Below are 22,047 nucleotides of genomic sequence, written 5' to 3'. Positions count from 1 at the left end.
TCAGGCCACCTCCAGGCTCAGCTGCGACTCGACGATCTCGCGGTACGTCTCGTTGGTCTCCAGCAGTTCGTCGTGGGTGCCGCGTCCGACCACCCGGCCATCGTCCATGACGATGATCGTGTCGGCCTCGCGGATGGTGGAGACGCGCTGCGCGACGACGATCAGCGCGGCGTCCCCGATGGAGTCGGCGAGCGCGCGTCTCAGGCGCGCGTCGGTCGCGACGTCGAGCGCCGAGAACGAGTCGTCGAACAGGAACGCCTTCGGCCGGGCGACCAGGGCCCGGGCGATGCAGAGCCGTTGACGCTGTCCTCCGGACACGTTGGTGCCGCCTTGGGCGATGCGCTCGTCGAGCCCGTGCTCCTTGGCGCGGACGAAGTCCGCCGCCTGCGCGATCCGCAGCGCCTCCCACAGCTCGTCGTCGGTAGCGTCCGGCCGGCCGAAACGGAGGTTGGAGGCGATGGTGCCCGAGAAGAGGTAGGGCCGCTGGGGCACGAGTCCCAGGACGCCCGCCACCTCCTGCCGGGAGAGACCGTCGACCGCGACGCCGCCGACCCGGACCGTTCCGCTCTGCGGGGTGAACAGCTTTGCGATCACCGACACCAGCGTGGTCTTGCCCGAACCCGTGGAGCCGACGATCGCCGTCACCTCACCGGGTTCGGCCGTGAACGACACCTGGTTCAGGACGGGCTTCTCTGCCCCCGGATAGCCGAAGGTCACATCCCGGACCTCGACGCGCCCGCTCGTCGGGAGGGCCGCTCCGCCCGCGCCCGTCTGGGTGCTGCTGGGCTCGGCCCCGAGCACCTCCTCGAGGCGCTCGGCGCAGACCATCGCGCGGGGGATCATCATGGCCATGAACACGCCCATCATGACCGCGACGAGGATCTGCAGGAGGTACTGCAGGAACGCGGTGAGGGCGCCGATCTGGATGTCGCCCGCATCCACTCGGTGTCCGCCGAACCACAGCACGGCGACGGTGGCGGCGTTGAGGATGAGCATGATGACCGGGAACATCAGCACGAAGACGTTGCCGACCTTGACCGAGATGCGCGTGAGAGCGGCGTTGGCGTCGTCGTAGCGCTTCGTCTCGAACCGCTCGCGGACGAAGGCGCGGATCACGCGGATACCGACGATCTGCTCGCGGATGACGCCGTTCACCCCGTCGATTCGCTCCTGCATGATGCGGAACATCGGCAGCAGCAGGGAGACGAGGATGCCGACCACGACGAAGAGGACGGCGACGGACACCCAGATCAGCCAGGACAGACCCGCATCGACGCGGACGGCGAAGATGATGCCGGCGATGCACATGATCGGCGTCGACACCATGAAGTTGAACGTCATCAGCAGGAGCATCTGCACCTGCTGCACGTCGTTGGTGTTCCGCGTGATCAGAGTCGGCGTGCCCCAGCGGGCGAGGTCGAGCGAGGGGAGCGCATCCACCTTGCGGTAGAAGGAGCGGCGGATGTCCTTGCCTGCCGACATCGAGGCCCGTGCGCCGAAGTATGTGGCGGTGACGGCCGCGATCACTTGCGCGAAGCACACGATCAGCATGAGGCCGCCGGTGCGCCAGATGAATCCGGTGTCGCCGGTGAAGATGCCCTTGTCGATGATGTCGGCGTTGAGGGTCGGCAGGTAGAGGGCGGCCATCGTCGCGATCAGTTGCAGGATCACGACCGCGGTCACCGAGCGCCAGTAGGGGCGCACGAAGCGGAAGGAGAGGCGGAGCAGAGTCACAGTGAGTCCCGGGTGTGCTGTGTGTGGATATCGGTGTCGACGATGCGCGACGCCTTCGACGCTATTCACTATTGAGGACGCGGGGCGACCTCAATAATGACGCGTCAGGCGGCGGTGTAGTGGAGGTGAAGGACGCCGTTGTCGTAGGCGTCGTGCTGGCGCAGCCGTAGCGTAGCTGGCGGGCTGCCCTCCGGGAAGAGGCGGGCGCCTGTTCCGCGGACCAGGGGATAGACGAAGAGGTGCAGGGATCCGATGAGTCCGTCGCCGAGCAGCCTGCGCACGAGCGAGCCGGATCCGCTGATGTAGACGCCGCCGCTGAAGCCGTCCGCGAACTCCCGGATGCGCGCAACGTCGTATCCGCCGAGGGAGCGGGAGTTGCGCCAGGTGCGCTCCGCGGTCTCGTCGTCCAGCGTGGAGCTGACGACGGCTTTCGGGCTGTCGTTGAAGAACGGAGCCCCGGGATCGTCTTCCGCGGTGCGCGTCGACCAGGCCGGAGCGAACATCTCGAAGGTGCGGCGGCCGAGCAGGATGGCATCCGACTCTCGCGTCAATCGCCCGATGTCCTCGCCCATCGCCGGGTCGAAGCCGAAGTCGAAGGTCCAGCTCGGATCCTCGAAGACGCCGTCGAGCGAGACGAATTCGTGCACAGCGATCGCGCCCATCCGACTCCCCTTTCCCCCGGAACAGCATACGGGCTGGGCGGGCGAATGCGGAGACCGGATTCGGCCGGGCTGCCGCCCCACAGCCGTCGCGGTCTGCCGCTATCGAAGGAGATCGGGTGTCGAATCTCCTTCGGATGGCAGTGGTGAAGGAGATTCGGACGGTTTTCGTTCGATTCTCCTTCACTGGCCGGACAGAGGTGTCCGCCCAAAGGTTTGGCCGGGGCGACCGGGGCGACCGGGGCCCTATTGCACCGACCAGCCGCCGTCGCTCGGCAGGACGGCACCGTTGATGTTGACGCCGTCATCGCTGAGCAGGAAGGTGATCGACGCCGCGAGCTGCTCCGCCGTCGCGATCGTCGGGATCTGCTGCTGGAAGGGGGTGAGGCGCGCCGTGCCCGCTTCGGACGGATGCGCGGGCATGGGGATGCCGGTCGCGACGCCACCCGGCGCGACGGCGTTGACACGGATCCCCTGCGAGCCGTACATGAACGCCGTGCTGCGGGTCAGCCCGACGACGCCGTGCTTCGAGACGGTGTACGCCGTCCCCGACGCGTTGCCGCGCAGGCCCGCCTCCGACGCGACGTTGACGATGGATCCGGTGCCCGCCTGGAGCATGACCGGCAGGACGGCGCGGGTGAGCTTGAATCCGCCCGTCAGGTTGATGCCGATGGTGCGGTCCCACACGGCGTCCGAGGTCTCATGCGCCGGCGAGAAGTCGTCGTTGACCCCGGCCACGTTGGCGAGGGCGTCGATGCGATCGCCCGCCGCGGCGACGATGCTGTCGATGTCGGCCTGCTGCGTGATGTCGCCGGTCACCGTCACCACGGAACCGTCCGGGAGGGAGGCGGCGAGCTCGCCCAACCGCGCGGCCGAGATGTCGACAGCGACCACGCGACCGCCTTCGCGCGCGATGCGGGATGCGGTGGCACGCCCGATCCCGGATGCCGCGCCAGTCACGATGACGGTCTTGCCGTCGAAACGTCCGGGCGTGACCTTCTCCACCCATCCCGACTCGAGATCTTCGGGCATGACGCCGCCGTTCACCCGCAGGACGAGATCGTCGACGACCGACTGGGGCATCCGACCCTGACTGAGGGCGACGAGTTGCTGCAGCGGGAGTCCGCGCACCGGTGCGAGCATCTCCTCGCCGACGCCCGCCTGCGCGAGCAGTCCCTGGATGAGCGGGGCGCCCTCGGGATGCGCCAGCCACTCGCCGATGGTGCTGTGTGCGGTCAGAGGCTTCGGATCGGTCATCGCCGTCCCTTTCGTCCGGGGGTGGGATCTCGATTATGGCACTTGATGCCACAAATCGTCCGTGAATCCGGTATGCGCCCATAGGGGGTTTCCACGGGCTCGGTGAAGGCGTATGGATGTGCGTAGCCGAGAGACGGGACGAGGGAGGGATGCGCGTGGACACGGTGATCGCCGTGCTCGAACGCGACGACGTCGCGTTCGAGATCGAGTTCGAGCGGACGAGCGAGCCCCCCTTCGAGCTGCGCCTCCCCTCGCACATCGGCGGGGCCGCCGTCATGGACGTCTTCGACCTCTGCGACTCCTCCTTCTGGCCGGAGGTCATCCGGTACCGGTTCTCGGAGTGCGTGCCGGTCGTGATCGGCACACCCGACGACCTCTGAGCTGCGGGCCCGTCAGCCGAATCAGCGACGGCGCGTCAGCCGACGGCGCGTCAGCCGACGGCGAGGACGACCTTGCGGCCGGCTTCGGCCGCTTCGGCGAACCGGTGCGCCTCCCAGACCTCGCCGAGGGGGAAGAGCACGGGCTCCGCCGCGCGGAGCGAACCCCTCGCGGCATCGGCGAGCAGCGAAGCGAGAAGGCGCCGGTACTCGGCCCGACGCGTGGCGACGTAGAGAGGCACGCTGCACACACGGTCCCGCAGGTGTGCGGCGGAATCGAAGGAGCCGCGCACAGCGTCGCCGCGCTCGTGGCCGGGGCGCCCGGCGAACGCCGTGTGGATGACCGCCCCGCCGGGAGCCAGCGCCTCGCGGACCCGCGGCGAACCCGTGTGGTCGATCGCCGCATCCACGCCTCCCCCGGACGCCTCGCGGACGTGGGCCGGCCAGTCCGCCGCGGCGTAATCCACGAACGGGATTCCGAGACGCTCCACCGCATCCCGGCCGCGTTCGGACGCCGTGCCGACGACGACGCGCCCCTCCCGCCGCGCCAGCTGGACGGCGAGCGCACCCACCGCGCCGGACGCGCCCTGCACCAGCACGCGTCGCGCCGGACCGGCGAGCTCGAGGGCGCGGGCGGCCGTCACGGCGTCGAGGGGAAGCACCGCGGCCGCGGCCGCATCCATCCCGCTCGGCAGCGCGACGAGGAACGTCGGGGAGATCGTCAGGAACGTCGCATGCGCGCCCATGCGCGGCAGCACGCCGGCGATGGCAGCGCCCTCCCGGAGGCCGAGCGCCAGCGAGACGGCCGACTCCGTCACCAGCTCACCTACGAAGTCGTACCCGGTCACGAACCCGGGCCGGGGTTGCAGCACATAGCCCCCACGCCGGGCGAGCAGATCGGTCGAACCGAGGGAGGCGTACGTCACGCGGACCACCACGTCCGTGCCGCGCGGCGCCGGCAGAGCCTCCCGGGCGAGCACCATCGCCGACGCGTCGCCGAAACGGGAGACCCGGGCGACGAGGCGGGAAGGGATGTCGTGCTCTGAGGAACCCATCGGCCGTCAGCCGGCGCGGCGCTGCAGCAGGGCTGCGCGCTCCGGGTGCGACTCGAACCAGTCGGCGACGTACCAGCACATCGGAACGATCCGCAGCGCGCCGCTCTTCTCGATGTCGTCCACCGCGTATCCGACCAGCTGGGCCGCATACCCCTTGCCGCGGTGGTGCGGCACCGTGAAGGCCCGGGTCAGCGAGATCGAATCGCCCAGGATGCGGTAGTCGAGCACGCCGACCAGCTCACCGTCGACGTGCATCGCGTAGCGGCTGGCGTCCTTCTGATCGCTGAACTCCGTGCCCATGTGCCCATGCTACGTCCGTCGACTCGCGCGGGAAGCCGGGTAGTGTGATGCTGTGGGAACCCGGCCCGCACCTTCAGGTCCCCGCGCGCATCCCGCGACCACGTCACAGCAGACCCGGCCGCCGGCGGCACCCGCCGACCGTGCGACGTGACGACCCTGGAGCACGACCGTGACGTTGGACACCCCGTCGCCCGCACTCGCCCCCGCCTTCCAGGCCCTGCTCGAGCAGGTGCCGATCGGGGAGCACTCGGTGATCGAAGCCGAGACCGTCGCCTACGACCACGAAGGCCTGCCGCTCGAGGGATACCTGGCGCGCGACATCCAGGCGGACGAACGGCGCCCCGCGGTGCTCGTCGTGCACGACTGGAGCGGTGTCGCGGACAACGTGAGGATGCGCGCGCAGATGCTGGCGCGCCGCGGGTACGTCGCCTTCGCGGCCGACCTCTACGGAGCGGGCGTCCGGCCCACCGGGGATGCGGCTGCAGCCGAGGCACGAAAGTACTACGACGATCTGCCCCTGCTACGCTCCCGGGTGGCGGCCGGATTCAGCTGGCTGCGACAGCATCCCGCCGTCGATCCGGCCCGGCTGGCGGTGATCGGCTACTGCTTCGGCGGCTCCGCCGCCCTCGAGTTCGCGCGCACTGGAGCGCCGGCCCGCGCAATCGTGTCGTTCCACGGCCGCCTGATCGCCCACGAGCCGTCCGACGCGGCGCAGATCGCCGCCTCCCTGCTGGTCCTGACGGGAGGCGACGACCCGGTGGTGCCGGATGCTGCGGTGGCCGCCTTCCAGGAGGAGCTGCGCGGCGCGCCGCATGTCGACTGGCAGGTGACCACGTACTCCGGGGCGCCGCACGCATTCACGATCCCCGGGACCGATCGCTACCGCCCTGTCGCGGACGCGCGCAGCTGGCGCGCCCTCGTCTGCTTCCTCGACGAAGTGTTCCGCTGAGCGCGCCTCGCGCCCCTCCTCGTTCGTCCCCGTCCGCGTCCGTCCTCGTCCGTCCGCGTCCCTCCGCGTCCGTCCTCGTCCCTCCGCGTCCCTCCGCGTCCCTCCGCTTCCCTCCGCGTCCCTCCGCGTCCCTCCGCGCTCCGTCTCTCGCCGAGGTGCTCGTTGTTGCACTTCTCGCCGGCGTGTCGCGCGCAACAACGAGCACCTCGGGAAGAGACGGGGTGGATGCGCGGGGCGGGGAAGGGCAGGGCGAGTGGCGGTGCGAGAACGGGTCCTTCGCCGAGATGCTCGTTGTTGCACCTCTCACCGGCGTGTCGCACGCAACAACGAGCACCTCGGGAAGAGACGGGGTGGATGCGCGGGGCGGGGAAGGGCGGGGCGGGAAGGGCGGGGCAGGGCAGGGCGAGTGGCGGTGGGAGAACGGGTCCCTCGCCGAGATGCTCGTTGTTGCACCTCTCACCGGCGTGTCGCACGCAACAACGAGCACCTCGGGAAGAGAAGGGGTGGATGCGCGGGAAGGGTAGGGCGAGCAAGGGCGGGGCGGGGAAGGGCGGGGCGGACAAGGGCGGGCAAGGGCGGGGGCGGGCAAGGGCTGGGGCGATTGGCGGTGCGAGAACGGGTCCCTCACCGAGGTGCTCGTTGTTGCACCTCTCGCCGGCGTGTCGCACGCAACAACGAGCACCTCGGGAAGAGAGGGGATGCGCGGGCGATTGGCGGTGCGGGAAGGGGTCATGTAAGCTCTAACCCGGTCCGTGCGGATCATGCGCCACTAGCTCAACGGATAGAGCATCTGACTACGGATCAGAAGGTTGGGGGTTCGAATCCCTCGTGGCGCACACTGGTTGAGACAGTGGAGAAGCCCCGCTGAACCGGCGTATCGCCGGCGATGTGGGGCTTTTCGTTTCGCCTCCCCGCTGCCCCATAGCGCCGCCGCCAGCGCTCAGGCGCCGCCAGCGCCCAGCCGCCGCCGCACCCCGACTCAGCGGGACGGAGGCGCAGCGGTGCTCGACCGGACCACGAGCCGGGTGTGCAGCACGGAGGAGCGCACGGGCTCCGGGCGCTCCTCGATCTCGGCGACCAGCAGCTCCAGCGCCCGGCGGCCGATCGCCTCGAACTCCTGATGGATGGTCGTGAGCGGCGGCCAGAAGGAGTCCGACTCGGCCATGTCGTCGAAGCCCACGACGCTCACCTCCTCCGGCACCCGGCGACCCGCCTCGTGCAGTGCGCGCAGAACGCCCAGCGCCATCTGGTCGTTCGCGGCGAAGACGGCGGTGATCTCGGGCCGGGAGGCGATCTCCTGGCCGTGCCGGTAGCCGGCGGCGGTCGACCAGTCCCCGCGGAACACCTCGGGCACCGGAGCGCCGGCCTCCTCCAGCGTCCGGCGCCAGGACTCCTCGCGGCGGCCGGCGGAGTACGAGTCCTCGGGGCCGGAGATGTGCCAGACGGTGGTGTGGCCGAGGTCCAGGAGGTGCCGGGTGGCCTGGCGCGCGCCTTCGGCCTGGTCCGTGTCGACCTGCGGGTAGTCGGGCCGCTCGGTGGAGTCGATCACGACCACGGAGAGTCCGGGCGGCAGTTCCACGTCGGCCCGGTCGACGATGTGCGCCTCGATGACGACGATGATGCCGTCGACGGCCTGCTCCAGGAGGCGGCCGAGGGCGACGCTCACATCCTGCTGGGTGGGGCGCTCGACGGGGATGACCGTGATCGAGTAGCCGGCGGTCGCGGCCGAGACGGCGATCGCATCCAGCGTGCGCATGTTCCCGTAGGAGGAGAGGGTGAACATGACGACGCCGATGTTGCGGAACTGCCCGGAGCGCAGTGCGCGCGCCGCGCGGTTGGGCCGGTAGCCGAGCAGCTGCATCGAGGTCAGGACGCGCTGCCGCGTGGAGTCCTCCACGTTGGCGAGTCCGTTGGCGACACGCGATACCGTCTGGGTTGAGACGCCGGCGTGCTGGGCGACGTCGCCCAGCGACGGCCCGCGCTTGCGCCCTGCCGAACGGGCGGGCGGTATTTCGGCGATCGACTCTGCCATGGTCCCCACTATTCCCCTTGCAACACGACCTTGCGTCATGTTGACGTCAACATGCTAGAGTAGCGCGCACGATGTTGACGTAAACATCAAACCCGACACACCTCAGGAAAGAGCATGACAACGACGTCCATCTCCCGGCCGGCGCGCCGGGTCCGCCGCGACTGGCGCGGCTGGGCCTTCGTCGCCCCCTTCATGATCGTCTTCGCGGCGATGATCATCGCACCCGTGGTGTACGCGCTCTACCTGAGCGTGTTCCGGCAGCAGCTCATCGGCGGCAACGAGTTCGTCGGCCTCGGGAACTACGTCGCCCTGCTCCAGGACGCGAAGTTCTGGGAGTCGCTCGGACGCGTCTCCCTGTTCCTCGTGGTCCAGGTGCCGATCATGCTGGTCCTCTCGCTGGTCGCCGCGCTCGCCCTCGACAGCGCCCGGCTGCACGGAGCGGTCTTCTTCCGCATCGCGCTCTTCCTCCCCTACGCCGTGCCGGGAGTGGTCGCCGCCCTGATCTGGGGCTTCATCTACGGCGACCAGTTCGGCCTGACGGCGAGCGTGAACCACCTGCTCGGCACCGCGCTCGCCCCGCTGACCAACCAGTGGGTCCTCGGCTCCATCGGCAACGTCGTCACCTGGGAGTTCATGGGCTACAACATGCTCATCTTCTACGCGTCGCTCCGCGTCATCCCGGGCGAGCTGTACGAAGCGGCCGAGATCGACGGAGCCGGCGCGTTCCGCACGGTGTTCAGCATCAAGCTCCCGGCCATCCGCGGCGCCCTGGTGATCGCCACGATCTTCTCGATCATCGGCAGCTTCCAGCTCTTCAATGAGCCGAACCTCCTGAAGCAGCTGGCGCCGAACGCGATCACGAGCTACTTCACCCCGAACATGTACGCCTACAACCTCTCGTTCGCCGGACAGCAGTTCAACTACGCCGCGACGGTCGCGATCGTCATGGGCGTGGTCACGGCCGTCATCGCGTACGTCGTGCAACTGCGCGGCTCGAGGAAGGAGCTCCGCTGATGGCCGCCCTGACCGACACCACGAGCCGCCAGGCCGGCAAGGCTCCCGCACGCAAGGCCCCCTCGCGGGCGGCCGCCCGCAACCGGGGCGACGCCGCCGGTGGACGCCGGATCCGGAAGTCGCCGCTCCTGACGATCGTGATGGTCGTCCTGGTGCTCTACTCGCTCATCCCGCTGATCTGGCTGATCGTGAACGCCACGAAGAGCCAGCCGGACCTCTACTCGACGTTCGGACTGTGGTTCGGCAAGGACTTCAACCTCTTCCAGAACATCGCCGACACCTTCACCTACCGTGACGGCATCTTCGTCCAGTGGCTCGGCAACACCCTCCTCTACGTGGTCGTCGGCGCCGGCGGGGCGACCCTCCTCGCCACCGTGGCCGGATACGGGATGGCGAAGTTCGACTTCCCCGGGAAGCGCGCCGTGTTCGCGGTGGTGCTCGGGGCCATCGCCGTCCCGGGAACGGCCCTGGCCGTCCCGACCTTCCTCCTCTTCAGCCAGGTCGGGCTCACGAATACGCCCTGGGCCGTCATCCTGCCTTCGCTCATCAGCCCGTTCGGGTTCTACCTGATCTGGACCTACACGATCGAGGCGGTGCCGACCGAGCTTCTGGAGGCGGCACGGATGGACGGATCCGGCGAGTTCCGCACGTTCTTCACCATCTCGCTGCGCCTGCTCGCGCCCGGCATCGTCACCGTCGCCCTGTTCGCGATCGTCGCCACCTGGAACAACTACTTCCTGCCGCTCATCATGCTGAGCGATCCGACCCTGTACCCCCTCACGGTCGGCCTCAGCCAATGGAGCGCGCAGGCGACCGGGGTCGGCGCTCAGCCGATCTTCAACCTCGTGATCACCGGATCGCTCATCACGATCATCCCGATCGTGGCCGCGTTCCTGGTGCTCCAGCGCTACTGGCAGTCGGGTCTGGCCGCCGGAAGCGTCAAGCAGTAACCCGCAATCACACTCCACAAAGAAGTGAAAGGAAGCTCCATGAAGCGCATACTTGCGTCCCGGCCCCTCCGCCGGATCGTCACGGCCGCGGTGGTCAGCGCCGTCGTCGGCGTCTCGCTCGCCGCCTGCTCGGGCGGCACCTCGTCGGGCGGCGGAGGCGCCTCCGACGTCGACGCAGCCCTCAAGCAGGGCGGGACCATCACGTACTGGTCGTGGACCCCGTCCGCGCAGGCCCAGGTCGCCGCGTTCGAGAAGCAGTACCCGAAGGTGAAGGTCAAGCTGGCGAACGTCGGCACCAACACCACCGAGTACACGAAGCTGCAGAACGCGATCAAGGCCGGCTCCGGCGCCCCGGATGTCGCGCAGGTCGAGTACTACGCCATCCCGCAGTTCGCCCTCTCCGACTCGCTCGTCGACCTGACGAAGTACGGCTTCGACAAGCTGAAGAGCGACTACACGCCCGGCCCGTGGGGCTCGGTCAACGTCGGCGGCAAGCTGGTCGGCCTCCCCCAGGACTCCGGGCCCATGGCGATGTTCTACAACAAGACCGTCTTCGACAAGTACGGCCTGACCGTCCCGAAGACCTGGGACGAGTACGTCGCCGACGCGCAGAAGCTGCACGCCGCCGACCCGAACGCCTACATCACCAGCGACTCCGGCGACTCCGGCTTCACGACGTCGATGATCTGGCAGGCGGGCGGCCGGCCGTTCTCCGCGGACGGCACCAAGGTGTCGATCAACCTGCAGGACGACGGCACCAAGAAGTGGACGGCGACCTGGGACAAGCTGGTGCAGGGCAAGCTGCTCTCCACCGTCCCCGGCTGGAGCGACGACTGGTTCAAGGCGCTCGGCAACGGCTCCATCGCGACCCTGGTCACCGGCGCCTGGATGCCCGGCGTGCTCGAGTCGTCGGTGAAGGACGGCGCCGGACAGTGGCGCGTCGCGCCCATCCCGACCTACGACGGGACGCCCACCAACGCCGAGAACGGCGGCGGCGCCCAGGTGGTGCTGAAGCAGAGCAAGAACCAGGCTCTCGCGGCCGGCTTCCTCAAGTGGCTGAACAACGACCCGGCCAGCATCAAGGTCTTCCTGGCGTCGGGCGGATTCCCGTCCACCACCAAGGACCTGAACTCGTCCGACTTCCTGGCCACCGCCCCGTCGTACTTCGGCGGCCAGAAGATCAACGAGGTGCTCGTGGATGGCGCCAAGAACGTCTCCACCGGATGGCACTACCTGCCGTTCCAGGTCTACGCGAACAGCATCTACGGCGACACGGTCGGGCAGTCGTACAGCTCCAACAGCAGCCTCAACCCGGGCCTCCAGGCCTGGCAGAAGGCGCTCGTGACCTACGGAAACCAGCAGGGCTTCACGGTCACCGGCAAGTAGTAATCGGCACGTGGCCGGCCGCGCGCGTCGCGGCCGGCCACGGCTTTCCCACCCCTCAGGAGAACCATGAACACCTTCGAGATCGCGGGAGACGACTTCCTCCTCGATGGAGAACCCCACCGCATCCTCTCGGGTGCCCTCCACTACTTCCGGGTGCATCCGGATGACTGGGCCGACCGCATCCACAAGGCTCGCCTGATGGGGCTCAACACGATCGAGACCTACGTCCCGTGGAACGCGCACGAAGCGCAGGAGGGCGAGTGGCGTGCCGACGGCCCGCTCGACCTGGACCGCTTCCTGCGCGCGATCGCCGACGAGGGGATGCACGCGATCGTCCGCCCCGGACCCTACATCTGCGCCGAGTGGGACAACGGCGGACTGCCCGCGTGGCTGTTCACGGATCCCGAGGTCGGCATCCGCCGCTCCGAGCCGAAGTTCGTGGCGGCCCTGAAGCGCTACCTGCAGAACGTGCTCGACATCGTCCGGCCGCTGCAGATCACCGAGGGCGGCCCCGTGGTGCTCGTCCAGGTGGAGAACGAGTACGGAGCGTACGGCGACGACACGGAGTACCTGCAGCAGCTGGCGGACGCGATCCGCGACGCAGGCATCACGGTTCCGCTGATGACCGTTGACCAGCCGGAGGACCGGATGCTGGAGAACGGCTCGCTGCCCGGTGTGCTGAAGACCGCCTCCTTCGGCTCCCGCTCGCGCGAGCGTCTGGCCACGCTGCGGCGCCACCAGCCGACCGGTCCTCTCATGTGCTCCGAGTTCTGGGACGGCTGGTTCGACAGCTGGGGCGGCCACCACCACACGACGCCGGTGGCGGAATCCGCCGCCGAACTGGATGAGCTGCTCGCGCTGGGCGCCTCCGTCAACGTCTACATGTTCCACGGCGGCACCAACTTCGGCTTCACGAACGGCGCCAACGACAAGGGCGTCTACCAGCCGATCGTCACCAGCTACGACTACGACGCGCCACTGGACGAGGCGGGCGAACCGACCGAGAAGTACTGGGCGTTCCGCGACGTCATCGCGAAGCACGCACCGGTCCCCGAGCTCGAGCCCGTCGTCGCGGCAGCGGCACCGTCGTTCACGGTGCCGTTCGACGTCGCGGTCCCGCTGTGGGCGGTGGCCGACCGGCTCGGCGACTGGGTGCACACGGACACGCTGCCCACGTTCGACCAGCTGGGCCACTACACGGGCTTCGGCCTCTACCGGACCGAGATCGACACGACGGAGCCCGCCGTGCTCGAGTTCGGCGAAGTCCGGGACCGCGCCTACGTGTCGGTCGGCTCCAGCCGCCTGGGCGTGCTCGCCCGCGACCACCACGACTCCGCCATCGCGCTCTCCCCCAGCCGCGGCACCCTGACCGTGCTGGTCGAGGACCAGGGCCGCGTCGACTACGGCATCCGGATCGGCGAGCCGAAGGGCCTGGTCGGACCTGTGCAGCTCAACGGCGAGGAGCTGCGGCGCTGGAGCGTGCTCCCGCTGCAGCTGTCATCCATCGATCCGGTGCGCGCGGCCCTCGACGCGGCGGCGGGGGATGCTGCGCCCGAGCGACTCGCCGGGCCGGTCTTCGCCCGCGCCGTGTTCGACCTGGAGGAGGCGGGAGCGCTGTTCCTCGACACGACCGGCTGGGGCAAGGGCGTCGCCTGGATCAACGGCTTCAACCTGGGCCGGTACTGGACTCGGGGACCGCAGCAGACGCTGTACGTCCCGCGCGGTGTGGTCCGAGCCGGACGGAACGAGCTCATCGTGCTGGAGCTGGAGTCGGCTGCGGAACCCATCGCCGCCTTCGTCCCCGAGCTCCGGCTCGGGCACACCGAGGTCTAGGCGCCGCGGCGGCGCGCCGGCGCTGCGGCGCGGCACGGCGCGGCGCGGCACGGCACGGCACGGCACGGCACGGCGCGGCACGGCACGGCACGGCGCGAGATTCGTCACGAATGTGCACTTAGACGCGGCCCAGGGCAACATTCGTCACGAATCTCCCCTCCACCCCCATGCTCTCGCGCACCAGCCACGCGAGATTCGTCACGAATGTGCACTTAAACGCGGCCCAAGGCAACATTCGTCACGAATCTCCCCTCCACCCCCAAGCTCTCGCGAACCGGCCAGGGCGAGATTCGTGACGAATTTGCACTTAGACGCGGCCCAGGGCGAGATTCGTCACGAATGTGCAGTTAGACGCGGCCCAGGGCAACATTCGTCACGAATGTGCAGTTGCGCCACGACGGAGGGCGGCTCAGACGAGATACGTCGCGGCGCGCGCCTTCTCGATCGCGAGCGCGCTGATTCCCGTGATCGCCGCGTCGAAGCTCAGACTGCTCGCGACCAGGCGCGGCGGGGAGGGGATGCGGCCGATGAGCCGACGGCTGAGCTGGTCGACCGAGAGGGCACTGTACTGGCCGAAGGCTCCGGCGAGGACGATGACGCTGGGAGCGATCACGACCGAGATCGCCGCGCAGACCAGGCCGATGAGGTCGAAGAATTCGTCGCGGGCCTGGCCGGCGAGGTCCTCGCCCGCCTCGACCGCGGCCATCATGCGCCGGAAGGCCGGACCGATGCGCCGGTCGACGTGCGGGCCGTCGCGGTCCACCCATGCGGCCAGTTCGGCGGCGATCGCGTTCTCCGTGTCGCCGTGGTCCGTGAAGTAGCGCGAGAAGGAGGTCGTGGAGGTCAGCAGGTACCCGACCTCACCCGCTGCCGAGCGGAAACCGCGGTGGATGCGGCCCTCGCTGGCGATCCCGGCGCCGATCCCGGTCCCGAGCACGAGGGCGATGGCGCTCTCCTCGCCTCGCGCCGCCCCGTGAAGGTATTCGCCGTACACGGTCGCATTGGCGTCGTTCTCGGCGAGGACCGGGAGTCCGGTGCGCTCCTGCAGGATATCGGCGACCGGCACATCCCGCCACTCCAGCTCGCTCGCCTTCGTCACGTGACCGTCGTCGGTGATGCCGGGCACCGCGATCCCGATGCCGGTCACCGGGGTCCGGACTCCGGGCACGCCGGAGACGAGGGTGTCGACGAGTTCGAGCAGGCCGTCGAGACGGGCGGCTCCCGGATCGGAGCCCTCGAAGCGGAAGGGGAGGTACTGCTCGTGCAGGACAGTGCCGGCGAGGTCGACGATCCGCCCGCGGGCGTTCGCCTCGGTGAGGTCGACGGCGAGGATGGCACGGCGGCTCGACACATAGCGCAGCAGGCCGGACGGCCGGCCGGGCGACGACCGGTCGAGCCCCGCGATCTCGAGCTCGCCTTCGTCGATGAGCGCTTGGGTGAGGCGTTCGACGGTGGCGGAACCGAGCCCCGTGCGCTCCCGGATCTCGCGGCGCGAGAGGGGCCCGGCGGCGAGCAGCAGGTCGAGGATCGCGGTGCGGTTGATCTCCGTCACATCGCGCGTGGTTGCGGTTCGCGGGCCGTCCGATGCCCCCATGGCGCCCCCTTTGACATCGCGGTGAGTAAATCTTCCAGCGGTCCCGTGCGCCATCACGGCAGGGCCCGCCCGCTTCTCACCCTACCGGGTGCCTGCATTTTGTTGCCATATATCCATCGTAGTGATAGAAAAGTCTGCAACGGTTCGCGGAGCACGCTGACCGTCGGCCACTTCTCGAACGATTTGGACTCAACGATGAATCTCACTTCCCGCTTCAGAAGCATTTCCCGGCGTCGACGACTGCTCGCTGCGACGAGCATCATCGCAGCAGGCGCTCTCGCCCTCACCGGCTGTTCCGGCGGCGGCGGCTCCACCGGCGACGTCAAGAAGCTGACTCTCTGGCTCTCCTCCAGTGCCGCCCAGCAGAAGGGTTTCGACCAGCTCTCCGCCGACTACAAGAAGAAGACCGGCATCTCGGTCGACGTCGTCAACATCCCGTACTCCGGATACGCGGCGAAGCTCCACAATGCCGCCCAGGCCAACGCGCTCCCGGACATCGCGAACGTCCCGGCCCTCGATCCGATCTGGAAGAACAAGCTGATCGATCTCCGGTCGATCAGCGGCAAAGCCTCGAACAACATCAACCAGAGCTACGTTGCGAAGGGCACGGGAGGGGCGACCCTCGCGATCCCCTCCGATGTCACGTCCACCGGCCTCTTCATCAACAAGTCGCTGTGGGAGAAGGCCGGCGTCACGTTCCCGTCTTCCCCGGACAGCACGTGGACCTGGACGGAGTTCATCGCGGCGGCGGACAAGGTCCGCGAGTCGACGGGCGCGAAGTACTCGCTCGTGTACGACGCCTCCCCCTCCCGCCTGCGCGCCATGATCTACGAGATGGGCGGAAAGTACATGCAGCAGGGCTCCGACGGAAAGTTCTCCGCCGACAGCGCCACCGAGAAGGCCGTCGACTACTTCGTCGGCTTGAACGACGACAAGACGATGCCCAAGTCCGTGTGGACCAGCGGCGCCGACCCGTCGGCCCTCTTCCAGAGCGGCCAGGTCGCCGCCTACTGGTCCGGCGTATGGCAGGTCTCGGCGTTCGCCACCAGCATCACCTCCTTCGACTGGGCCAGCGTCCCCACTCCCGCACAGCCGGTGCAGGCCGCCGACGTGAATGCGGGCGGCCTCGTGGTCGGCTTCAACAACAGCGACGCCGAGGGCACAGCGGCCAAGGCGTTCCTCGACTGGATGTACGAACCCGCCCAATACACGAAGCTCGCAGAGACCAACGGCTACCTGCCCGTCGAGAAGGGTCTCGACGTCACCTACGACTTCACGTCGAAAGCCGCACTGGATGCCTTCGGCCTCTACAACAAGGAGCTCCAGGTCTACAAGCCCATCTCCGGCTACTTCCTCCAGGCTCAGGTGAAATGGGCACTCGAGGGCAAGTCCCTCACCACCGACCCGACGGTGACGGAGATCGGCAAAGCGATCAACGGTCAGCAGTCTTCAGCGGACGCGGTGAAGAACATCGTGGCCGGGTACGACAAGCAGGTCGGCAAGTAGGACGGGAGGGGAGGGACCCATGTCGGCTACAGGCACGGCCGCCGCGCGGCTGACCGCCGCACGCGGACTCGGAGCGCGACGGGCACGCGGACGGCTGAACCACTACCGGTTCGCGCCGCTCGTCCTCATCCTGGTGAACGTCGTGCTCTTCGCGGCCTTCTTCGCCTGGCCCGCGGTGATCGGTCTCGTGTACTCGTTCACCGACTACACCGGCGTGGGTTCCTTCCACTTCATCGGACTCTCGAACTACCAGCAGCTCTTCGGCGACTCCGCGTTCTATGCGGCCCTGGGCAGGACCGTGCTGTTCACCGTGGTCGTGGTGCCGACGAGTTTCGTGTTCTCGCTGCTGGCCGCGAACCTCATGGTCGACCGGTTCGCGAAGGGGAAGCTGGTCGCCCGCATCATCCTCTTCGTGCCGTGGCTGATCTCGCCGATCGTCTCCGGCGTGATCTGGCGGTGGCTGTTCGGCGAGAACTTCGGTCTGGTCAACTTCGTGATCGAGTCGCTCGGCGGCGGGGCGGTGCCCTGGCAGTCGAACGCCGATCTGTCGCTGATGGTCGTGGTGATCGCCGCGACGTGGGGAGGCACGGCGTTCTCGATGCTGCTGTTCATCGCCGCGATCAAGAACGTTCCCGTCTCGTACTACGAAGCGGCGGCGCTCGACGGCGCCGGCCCGTGGCGGCTGTTCCGCGACATCACGTTGCCGAGCATCGCCCCCACCTCGTTCATCGTGATCCTGCTGACCACGTTGAACGCGATGAAGGAGTACGCGCTCTTCCAGTCCCTCAACAACGGCGGTCCCGGCACCTCCAACAACCTGCTCGTGCAGTACATCTACCAGACCGGTTTCCAGCAGGGCCAGATCGGCTACGCCAGCGCGGCCAGCTTCGTGCTCATGATCCTGCTGATGGTGGTCGCGGTGATCCAGTTGACCGTCAACCGAAGGACGGAGCGCCGCCGATGACCGCGACAACCGCACCCCGGGCCACCCGGCAGCCGTCGGCCCCCGTTACGCCCGCGCGCACGCGCACGGGGACCAGGCAGCTCGGCCGCACCATCCGCGCGACCACTCTCCTCTGGGTGCTCGCCTTCGCGTACGGCTTCCCCCTGCTCTGGTTCGTCCTCAGCTCGTTCAAGCCCGCCGGCGACCTGTTCTCGTTCCCGCTCTCGCTGCTGCCGAAGTCCTGGACGGTCCAGGGCTACATCGACGCCTGGAGCAGCTTCAACTTCTACCAGTTCTTCGCCAACACCTTCCTGGTCGCGATCGTGACCACGATCCTCACCGTCGTGGCGAGCTGCTGCACCGGCTACGCCCTCGCGAAGTACGACAACCGGTGGCTCAAGGTCTTCTTCGTCTGCATCCTGGCGACGACGATGCTCCCCACCGAGGTCATGCTCGCGCCGACGTTCCTCGTGGTCCGCGACCTCGGGATGTACAACTCCCTCGCCGGCATCATCGTGCCGTCGGTGCTCACCGCGACCGGCGTCCTGATGTTCCGCGCCTTCTTCCTCACGGTGCCGGACGAGCTGGTGGAGGCCGCCCGGATCGACGGGGCGAGGGAGCTGGCGATCTTCTTCCGCATCATGGTCCCGATCTCGCGTCCGATCATGCTGACGCTCGCGATCTTCTCCTTCCAGTGGAGGTGGAACGACTACATCTGGCCGCTGCTCGTGCTCAACGACCCGAACAAGTTCACCCTGCAGATCGGCATCCAGAGCATCGTCGGCGCGCAGAACATCAACTGGTCCGTGCTGCTCGGAGCCTCCGTCATCGCGATCGTGCCACTCGTGCTCCTGTATCTGGTGTTCCAGAAGTACGTGATGAACGCCGACCTCAATGCCGGGTTGAAGGACTGATGGGCGACGACGTGGAGGCCTCCCCCGTGATGGCGGCGGCCGGGGATGCTGCGCTGCGGGCCGCCCGGGATGCGGTGGCCGCGCCGTTCGCCGGCGTCCCGCACCGGGAACTGATGCGGCGGGTGAGGACCCTGGTGTCACTGGTCGTGTCCTCTCCCGGGAGCGCGCCGGCGGCGAGCGTCGACACCGCCCTGGCCCTGCTGGGCGAGCTCGATCGGCTCCAGACGACGACCGGCCTGTTCGAGGGCGGCGACAACGTGCAGTCCCCTCCGGACACCGCCTTCACGATCAACGACGCCTGCGACGTCCACGAGCTGCTGCGCAATGCCGCAGACCCGCGGCTCGTCGGGGTGAGGGATGCGCTCGCCACGATCATCCGGAAGGCGACGCCACCGCTGCTCACCGGTGGAGTGCACACGCCGAATCACCGCTGGGAGCTCGGCGCCGCGCTCGCGCGCATCCATCGTTCGTTCCCGGATCGGCGTCTGGTCGACCGGGTCGACGAGTGGCTGGCCGAGGCGGTCGACATCGACGACGACGGGTACTACTCCGAGCGCAGCCCGAACTATGCCTCGGCGGTGACCAATCCGTCGCTGCTCGCGATCGCAGAGATCCTGGAGCGCCCCGAGCTGCGCCGGATCGTCGAGCGCAATCTCGAGCTGACGCTCGCACTCATCCATCCGGACCGGACCGTCGAGTCGCTCCCCTCGCGGCGCCAGGATCAGGGCGCACGGTTTCCGCTCTCGCCGTACGCCGCCCCGTTCCGGTCGCTGGCCCTCTCGACCGGACGTCGCGACTTCGCCTGGGCGGCGGAGCTCGCCGTCGCGGAGGGCGTCGACGATCCGGGCTTGCTGACCGAGCTGCTGCTGCATCCCGGGCTGGATGACACCCTCCCTGACGCGGAGGCGCCGGAGAGAGACGGGACGGCAGTGCACCGCGGGGTGTCGCTCGCCGTTCACCGGGGCGCCGACGCCGACACCGTCGTGTACGGCGGTTCGGATCACGGCAGCCAGGGGCGCATCCGGTCGGGGCTGGCCAACGATCCGACGTTCCTGCGGCTGTTCGCCGGCGGCGCGGTGCTCGACTCCGTGCGACTCTCGCGAACGTTCTTCGGCCTGGGTCCGTTCCGCGCCGACGGGTTCCGCGTTCTCGACGACGCGCGCATCGAGCTGAGCGAGCGGGTCGCAGCGCGGTACTACCAGCCACTGCCGCCCGACCGACGACGCGACGACGGCCGGTACGCCCTGACAGACGAGGGACGGTTCTCCGCTGCGATGTCCTTCCCGGAGCGGCCGGCCGAGGAGGTCGCGCTGCAGTCGAGGGTCGTGGTCGTCCTGCGCGACGACGGCGCAGACCTCGAGGTCGCCCTCGACGGGCCGTCGAGCCCGTGGACGCTCGAGCTCGCGTTCCGCGACGGGGGTACGCTGCGCGTGGCCGGCTCCGCGGTCGACGGGGACGAGGTGGATGCGCGTCCCCGCCCGGGCGACGGAGCACACGTCCTGACCGGCCGGCACGCGCGGTACACGTGTGGCGACGACGCGATCACTGTCGGGCTCGACGGGCTCGACCCCGTCGCGGACCCTGCGCCGTACTGGCCGGGCGAGGACTACGCGTTCCTCTCCGGAACGGACGCTGTCGGGGGCGTCCGGCTGCTCGTGGGCGGCATGGTGCCCGCGCGGTTCACCGTGCGCCTGCGCGCCACCGGGACCGCCGGGATCGCCGCATGAGCGGGACCGCTCCGCGCGACACCGCGGCCCCAGCGGACCTCGCCGCCCCGGCGATCGCGTCCAGCCCCGCAACGCCCCCTCGTGTCGCCGTCGTCGGGGTGCAGGGCTACGGCACTGCGCACATCCTGAACGCCCTGGAGCTGGAGGACCGGGGTCTGGTCGAGCTCGTCGCCCTGGTCGACCCTGCGCGGGGACCCCTGGTCCGCGACGGTGTCCGGGTGCCGGACGACAGGCTGCCGATCCGGCTGGACCACATCGACGACCTGCTGGGCAGCATCCCGGTGGACGTCGTGATCGTGGCGACGCCGCTGCACACCCACGAGACCCTCGCCTGCGCCGCGCTGCGCGCCGGTGCGGATGTGCTGCTGGAGAAGCCGCCGGTCACGGACCTGGCGTCGTTCGCCCGGCTGGAGACGGCCACGCAGGAGACCGGCGGGCTGGTGCAGGTCGGCTTCCAGAGCCTGGGTTCCGGCGCCCTCGCCGAACTGCTGCGCTTGATCGACGCCGGTGCGCTCGGCGAGCTCGTGTCGATCGGCGCGCGCGGGTCGTGGACGAGGCCGCGCGGCTACTGGACGCGTGCCCGCTGGGCCGGGCGCCGCGTCCTGGACGGAGCGCGGGTGGCCGACGGCGCCGTCGCCAATCCCTTCGCGCACGCCGTGATGACCGCAGTGCGCATCGCGGGCTGGGACTCGCCGGAGGCCATCGGCAGTGTCGAGACGGACCTGCGGCGCGTGAACCCGATCGAGGTGGATGACACCTCCGCCATCCGGGTGCGGCCGTCGGAGCAGGGGGCGCTCGCGTTCGGCGGGGCTCTCACCTGCGCATTCACGCTCGCGGGACCAATGGAGGCCGACCCGGCCATCCTGGTCAGGGGCACGGCCGCCGAGGCGACCCTGTGGTACACGACCGACCGGCTGACCGTATCGACGCATGAGGGCCGGACCGAGGAGCGGCAGTACGGCCGGCGCGACCTGCTCGAGAACCTCCTCGACGCCCGGCGCGACGGAGACGCCCTGCTCTCGCCGCTGTCGGCGACCGGCGGTTTCGTCCGGGTCATCGAGGCGGTCGGGGACGCCCCCGTCGCGCCGATCGACGCCCGGCACGTCAGCTGGGACGGCCACGGACCGTCCCGGCGCCCCGTGCTGGTCGACGCGGAGGCCGCCGTGCGGCGCGCCGTCGAGACGCAGCGACTGTTCGGCGAGCTGGACGAGCTCCCGTGGCGCTGACCGCACGGCAGGACGCCTCCGGAGTCGACATCATCCTGAACGGACGGCGGATCGCCCGCTATGTCTTCGCGCCGGACACGCCCGCGGTCGAATCGCCTCGCCCGTACCTGTACCCGATCGCCACTCCGGCAGGCGTGGCGGTGGCCGACTTCCAGCCCGCGGACCACCCGTGGCACCACGGCTTCTCGCTGGCGCTGCCCGTCGTGGGCAGGGCGAACCTCTGGGGCGGGCGCAGCTGGGACCGGGCCGCAGCCGCCTACCTCGACGCGGGAGACAACGGGTCGATGCGCACCGACCGCGTCCAGCTGGACCCCTCGGGAAGCATCCGGTCGCGGCTCACCTGGCGCGACGCCCGCGGAGCTCCGCTGGCCGTCGAGGACCGGCTGCTCAGGTTCGTCCCGACCGGGAGCGGCTGGATGCTGGACTGGGCGTCGCGGGTGCGAGCGGTAGAGCGCCTGACGCTGGGCAGTCCTGCCACGAGGGGACGCGCGGGCGCGGGATACGGCGGCCTCTTCCTTCGCCTCGCGCCGGAGTTCCGCGACGCCACCGCGACGGCGGACGACGGGAGGACAGGGCCGGCGGACGGCTTCC

Annotated in this window: 18 protein-coding genes and 1 tRNA gene; 12 read left to right on the top strand and 7 right to left on the bottom strand. The window is 69.3% G+C overall.

What is annotated here, in order from left to right; genetic code table 11:
• The 3 genes from BM287_RS01200 to BM287_RS01190 form a co-directional block, all read right to left on the bottom strand.
• Entirely contained in the window at window positions 1-1,734 is a 1,734-nt protein-coding gene (locus tag BM287_RS01200; RefSeq protein ID WP_090035147.1) for an ABC transporter ATP-binding protein, read from the bottom strand.
• Window positions 1,735-1,838: 104 nt separating this feature from the next.
• Window positions 1,839-2,396 carry a dihydrofolate reductase family protein gene (locus BM287_RS01195; protein WP_090035149.1) on the bottom strand — a complete coding sequence of 186 codons (558 nt, stop codon included), beginning with the start codon at window positions 2,394-2,396 and terminating at the stop codon, window positions 1,839-1,841.
• 243 nt (window positions 2,397-2,639) lie between these two features.
• The gene (locus BM287_RS01190; RefSeq protein ID WP_090035152.1) at window positions 2,640-3,650 is read right to left on the bottom strand and encodes an SDR family NAD(P)-dependent oxidoreductase; all 1,011 of its coding nucleotides are present in this window, start codon (window positions 3,648-3,650) and stop codon (window positions 2,640-2,642) included.
• Between the two features lie 149 nt (window positions 3,651-3,799).
• Between BM287_RS01190 and BM287_RS01185 the strand changes: the two genes are divergently transcribed.
• Window positions 3,800-4,030 (top strand): hypothetical protein, encoded by a 231-nt coding sequence (locus BM287_RS01185; protein WP_244527807.1) that lies wholly within the window; start codon window positions 3,800-3,802, stop codon window positions 4,028-4,030.
• Window positions 4,031-4,080: 50 nt separating this feature from the next.
• Here the strand turns inward: BM287_RS01185 and BM287_RS01180 are convergent, their stop codons facing one another.
• Window positions 4,081-5,082, bottom strand: coding sequence for a zinc-binding dehydrogenase (locus BM287_RS01180; RefSeq protein ID WP_244527806.1), 1,002 nt, complete (start codon window positions 5,080-5,082; stop codon window positions 4,081-4,083).
• 6 nt (window positions 5,083-5,088) lie between these two features.
• A complete protein-coding gene (locus BM287_RS01175) occupies window positions 5,089-5,382 on the bottom strand; it encodes a GNAT family N-acetyltransferase (protein ID WP_090035155.1) in 294 nt (97 codons plus the stop codon).
• Between the two features lie 169 nt (window positions 5,383-5,551).
• Between BM287_RS01175 and BM287_RS01170 the strand changes: the two genes are divergently transcribed.
• Together BM287_RS01170 and BM287_RS01165 are read left to right on the top strand one after the other, a co-directional pair.
• Window positions 5,552-6,331, top strand: coding sequence for a dienelactone hydrolase family protein (locus tag BM287_RS01170; RefSeq protein ID WP_090035158.1), 780 nt, complete (start codon window positions 5,552-5,554; stop codon window positions 6,329-6,331).
• 763 nt (window positions 6,332-7,094) lie between these two features.
• Window positions 7,095-7,167: transfer RNA gene (locus tag BM287_RS01165), tRNA-Arg, on the top strand.
• 143 nt (window positions 7,168-7,310) lie between these two features.
• On the opposite strand, the gene BM287_RS01160 is transcribed toward BM287_RS01165, so the two are convergent.
• Complete coding sequence (locus BM287_RS01160) at window positions 7,311-8,363, bottom strand: LacI family DNA-binding transcriptional regulator (RefSeq protein ID WP_090035160.1); 1,053 nt, start codon at window positions 8,361-8,363, stop codon at window positions 7,311-7,313.
• Between the two features lie 114 nt (window positions 8,364-8,477).
• On the opposite strand from BM287_RS01160, the gene BM287_RS01155 reads away from it, so the two are divergent.
• From BM287_RS01155 to BM287_RS01140, 4 genes are all read left to right on the top strand, one after another.
• Window positions 8,478-9,377, top strand: a complete 900-nt coding sequence (locus BM287_RS01155) for a carbohydrate ABC transporter permease (protein ID WP_090035163.1) — start codon at window positions 8,478-8,480, stop codon at window positions 9,375-9,377.
• Window positions 9,377-10,327: a carbohydrate ABC transporter permease gene (locus tag BM287_RS01150; protein ID WP_090035164.1), complete on the top strand. Its 951-nt coding sequence runs from the start codon at window positions 9,377-9,379 to the stop codon at window positions 10,325-10,327. Before BM287_RS01155 ends, BM287_RS01150 begins: the two co-directional genes overlap by 1 nt.
• A gap of 39 nt (window positions 10,328-10,366) precedes the next feature.
• Complete coding sequence (locus tag BM287_RS01145) at window positions 10,367-11,713, top strand: ABC transporter substrate-binding protein (protein WP_090035167.1); 1,347 nt, start codon at window positions 10,367-10,369, stop codon at window positions 11,711-11,713.
• Between the two features lie 66 nt (window positions 11,714-11,779).
• Window positions 11,780-13,546, top strand: a complete 1,767-nt coding sequence (locus BM287_RS01140; RefSeq protein ID WP_090035170.1) for a glycoside hydrolase family 35 protein — start codon at window positions 11,780-11,782, stop codon at window positions 13,544-13,546.
• A 409-nt stretch (window positions 13,547-13,955) separates the two neighbouring features.
• On the opposite strand, the gene BM287_RS01135 is transcribed toward BM287_RS01140, so the two are convergent.
• Window positions 13,956-15,140, bottom strand: a complete 1,185-nt coding sequence (locus BM287_RS01135) for an ROK family transcriptional regulator (RefSeq protein ID WP_170857375.1) — start codon at window positions 15,138-15,140, stop codon at window positions 13,956-13,958.
• A gap of 195 nt (window positions 15,141-15,335) precedes the next feature.
• Here BM287_RS01135 and BM287_RS01130 point away from each other — a divergent pair, with 195 nt between their 5' ends.
• From BM287_RS01130 to BM287_RS01110, 5 genes are read left to right on the top strand one after another with little or no spacing between them, the layout of a single operon-like run.
• Window positions 15,336-16,646, top strand: coding sequence for an ABC transporter substrate-binding protein (locus BM287_RS01130; RefSeq protein WP_090035174.1), 1,311 nt, complete (start codon window positions 15,336-15,338; stop codon window positions 16,644-16,646).
• Between the two features lie 19 nt (window positions 16,647-16,665).
• A complete protein-coding gene (locus tag BM287_RS01125; RefSeq protein ID WP_090035177.1) occupies window positions 16,666-17,610 on the top strand; it encodes a carbohydrate ABC transporter permease in 945 nt (314 codons plus the stop codon).
• Window positions 17,607-18,503, top strand: a complete 897-nt coding sequence (locus BM287_RS01120; protein ID WP_090035179.1) for a carbohydrate ABC transporter permease — start codon at window positions 17,607-17,609, stop codon at window positions 18,501-18,503. Before BM287_RS01125 ends, BM287_RS01120 begins: the two co-directional genes overlap by 4 nt.
• Window positions 18,503-20,230 carry a hypothetical protein gene (locus tag BM287_RS01115; RefSeq protein ID WP_090035181.1) on the top strand — a complete coding sequence of 576 codons (1,728 nt, stop codon included), beginning with the start codon at window positions 18,503-18,505 and terminating at the stop codon, window positions 20,228-20,230. Before BM287_RS01120 ends, BM287_RS01115 begins: the two co-directional genes overlap by 1 nt.
• Window positions 20,227-21,456, top strand: coding sequence for a Gfo/Idh/MocA family protein (locus tag BM287_RS01110; RefSeq protein WP_090035184.1), 1,230 nt, complete (start codon window positions 20,227-20,229; stop codon window positions 21,454-21,456). Before BM287_RS01115 ends, BM287_RS01110 begins: the two co-directional genes overlap by 4 nt.
• Window positions 21,457-22,047: the final 591 nt, after the last annotated feature.

The organism is Leifsonia sp. CL147 (assembly GCF_900114565.1).
In the GTDB taxonomy this organism is placed as follows: Bacteria; Actinomycetota; Actinomycetes; order Actinomycetales; family Microbacteriaceae; genus Leifsonia.
Note: the sequence above shows the minus strand (reverse complement) of the source record. Positions and strands in the feature narration are given on the sequence as shown.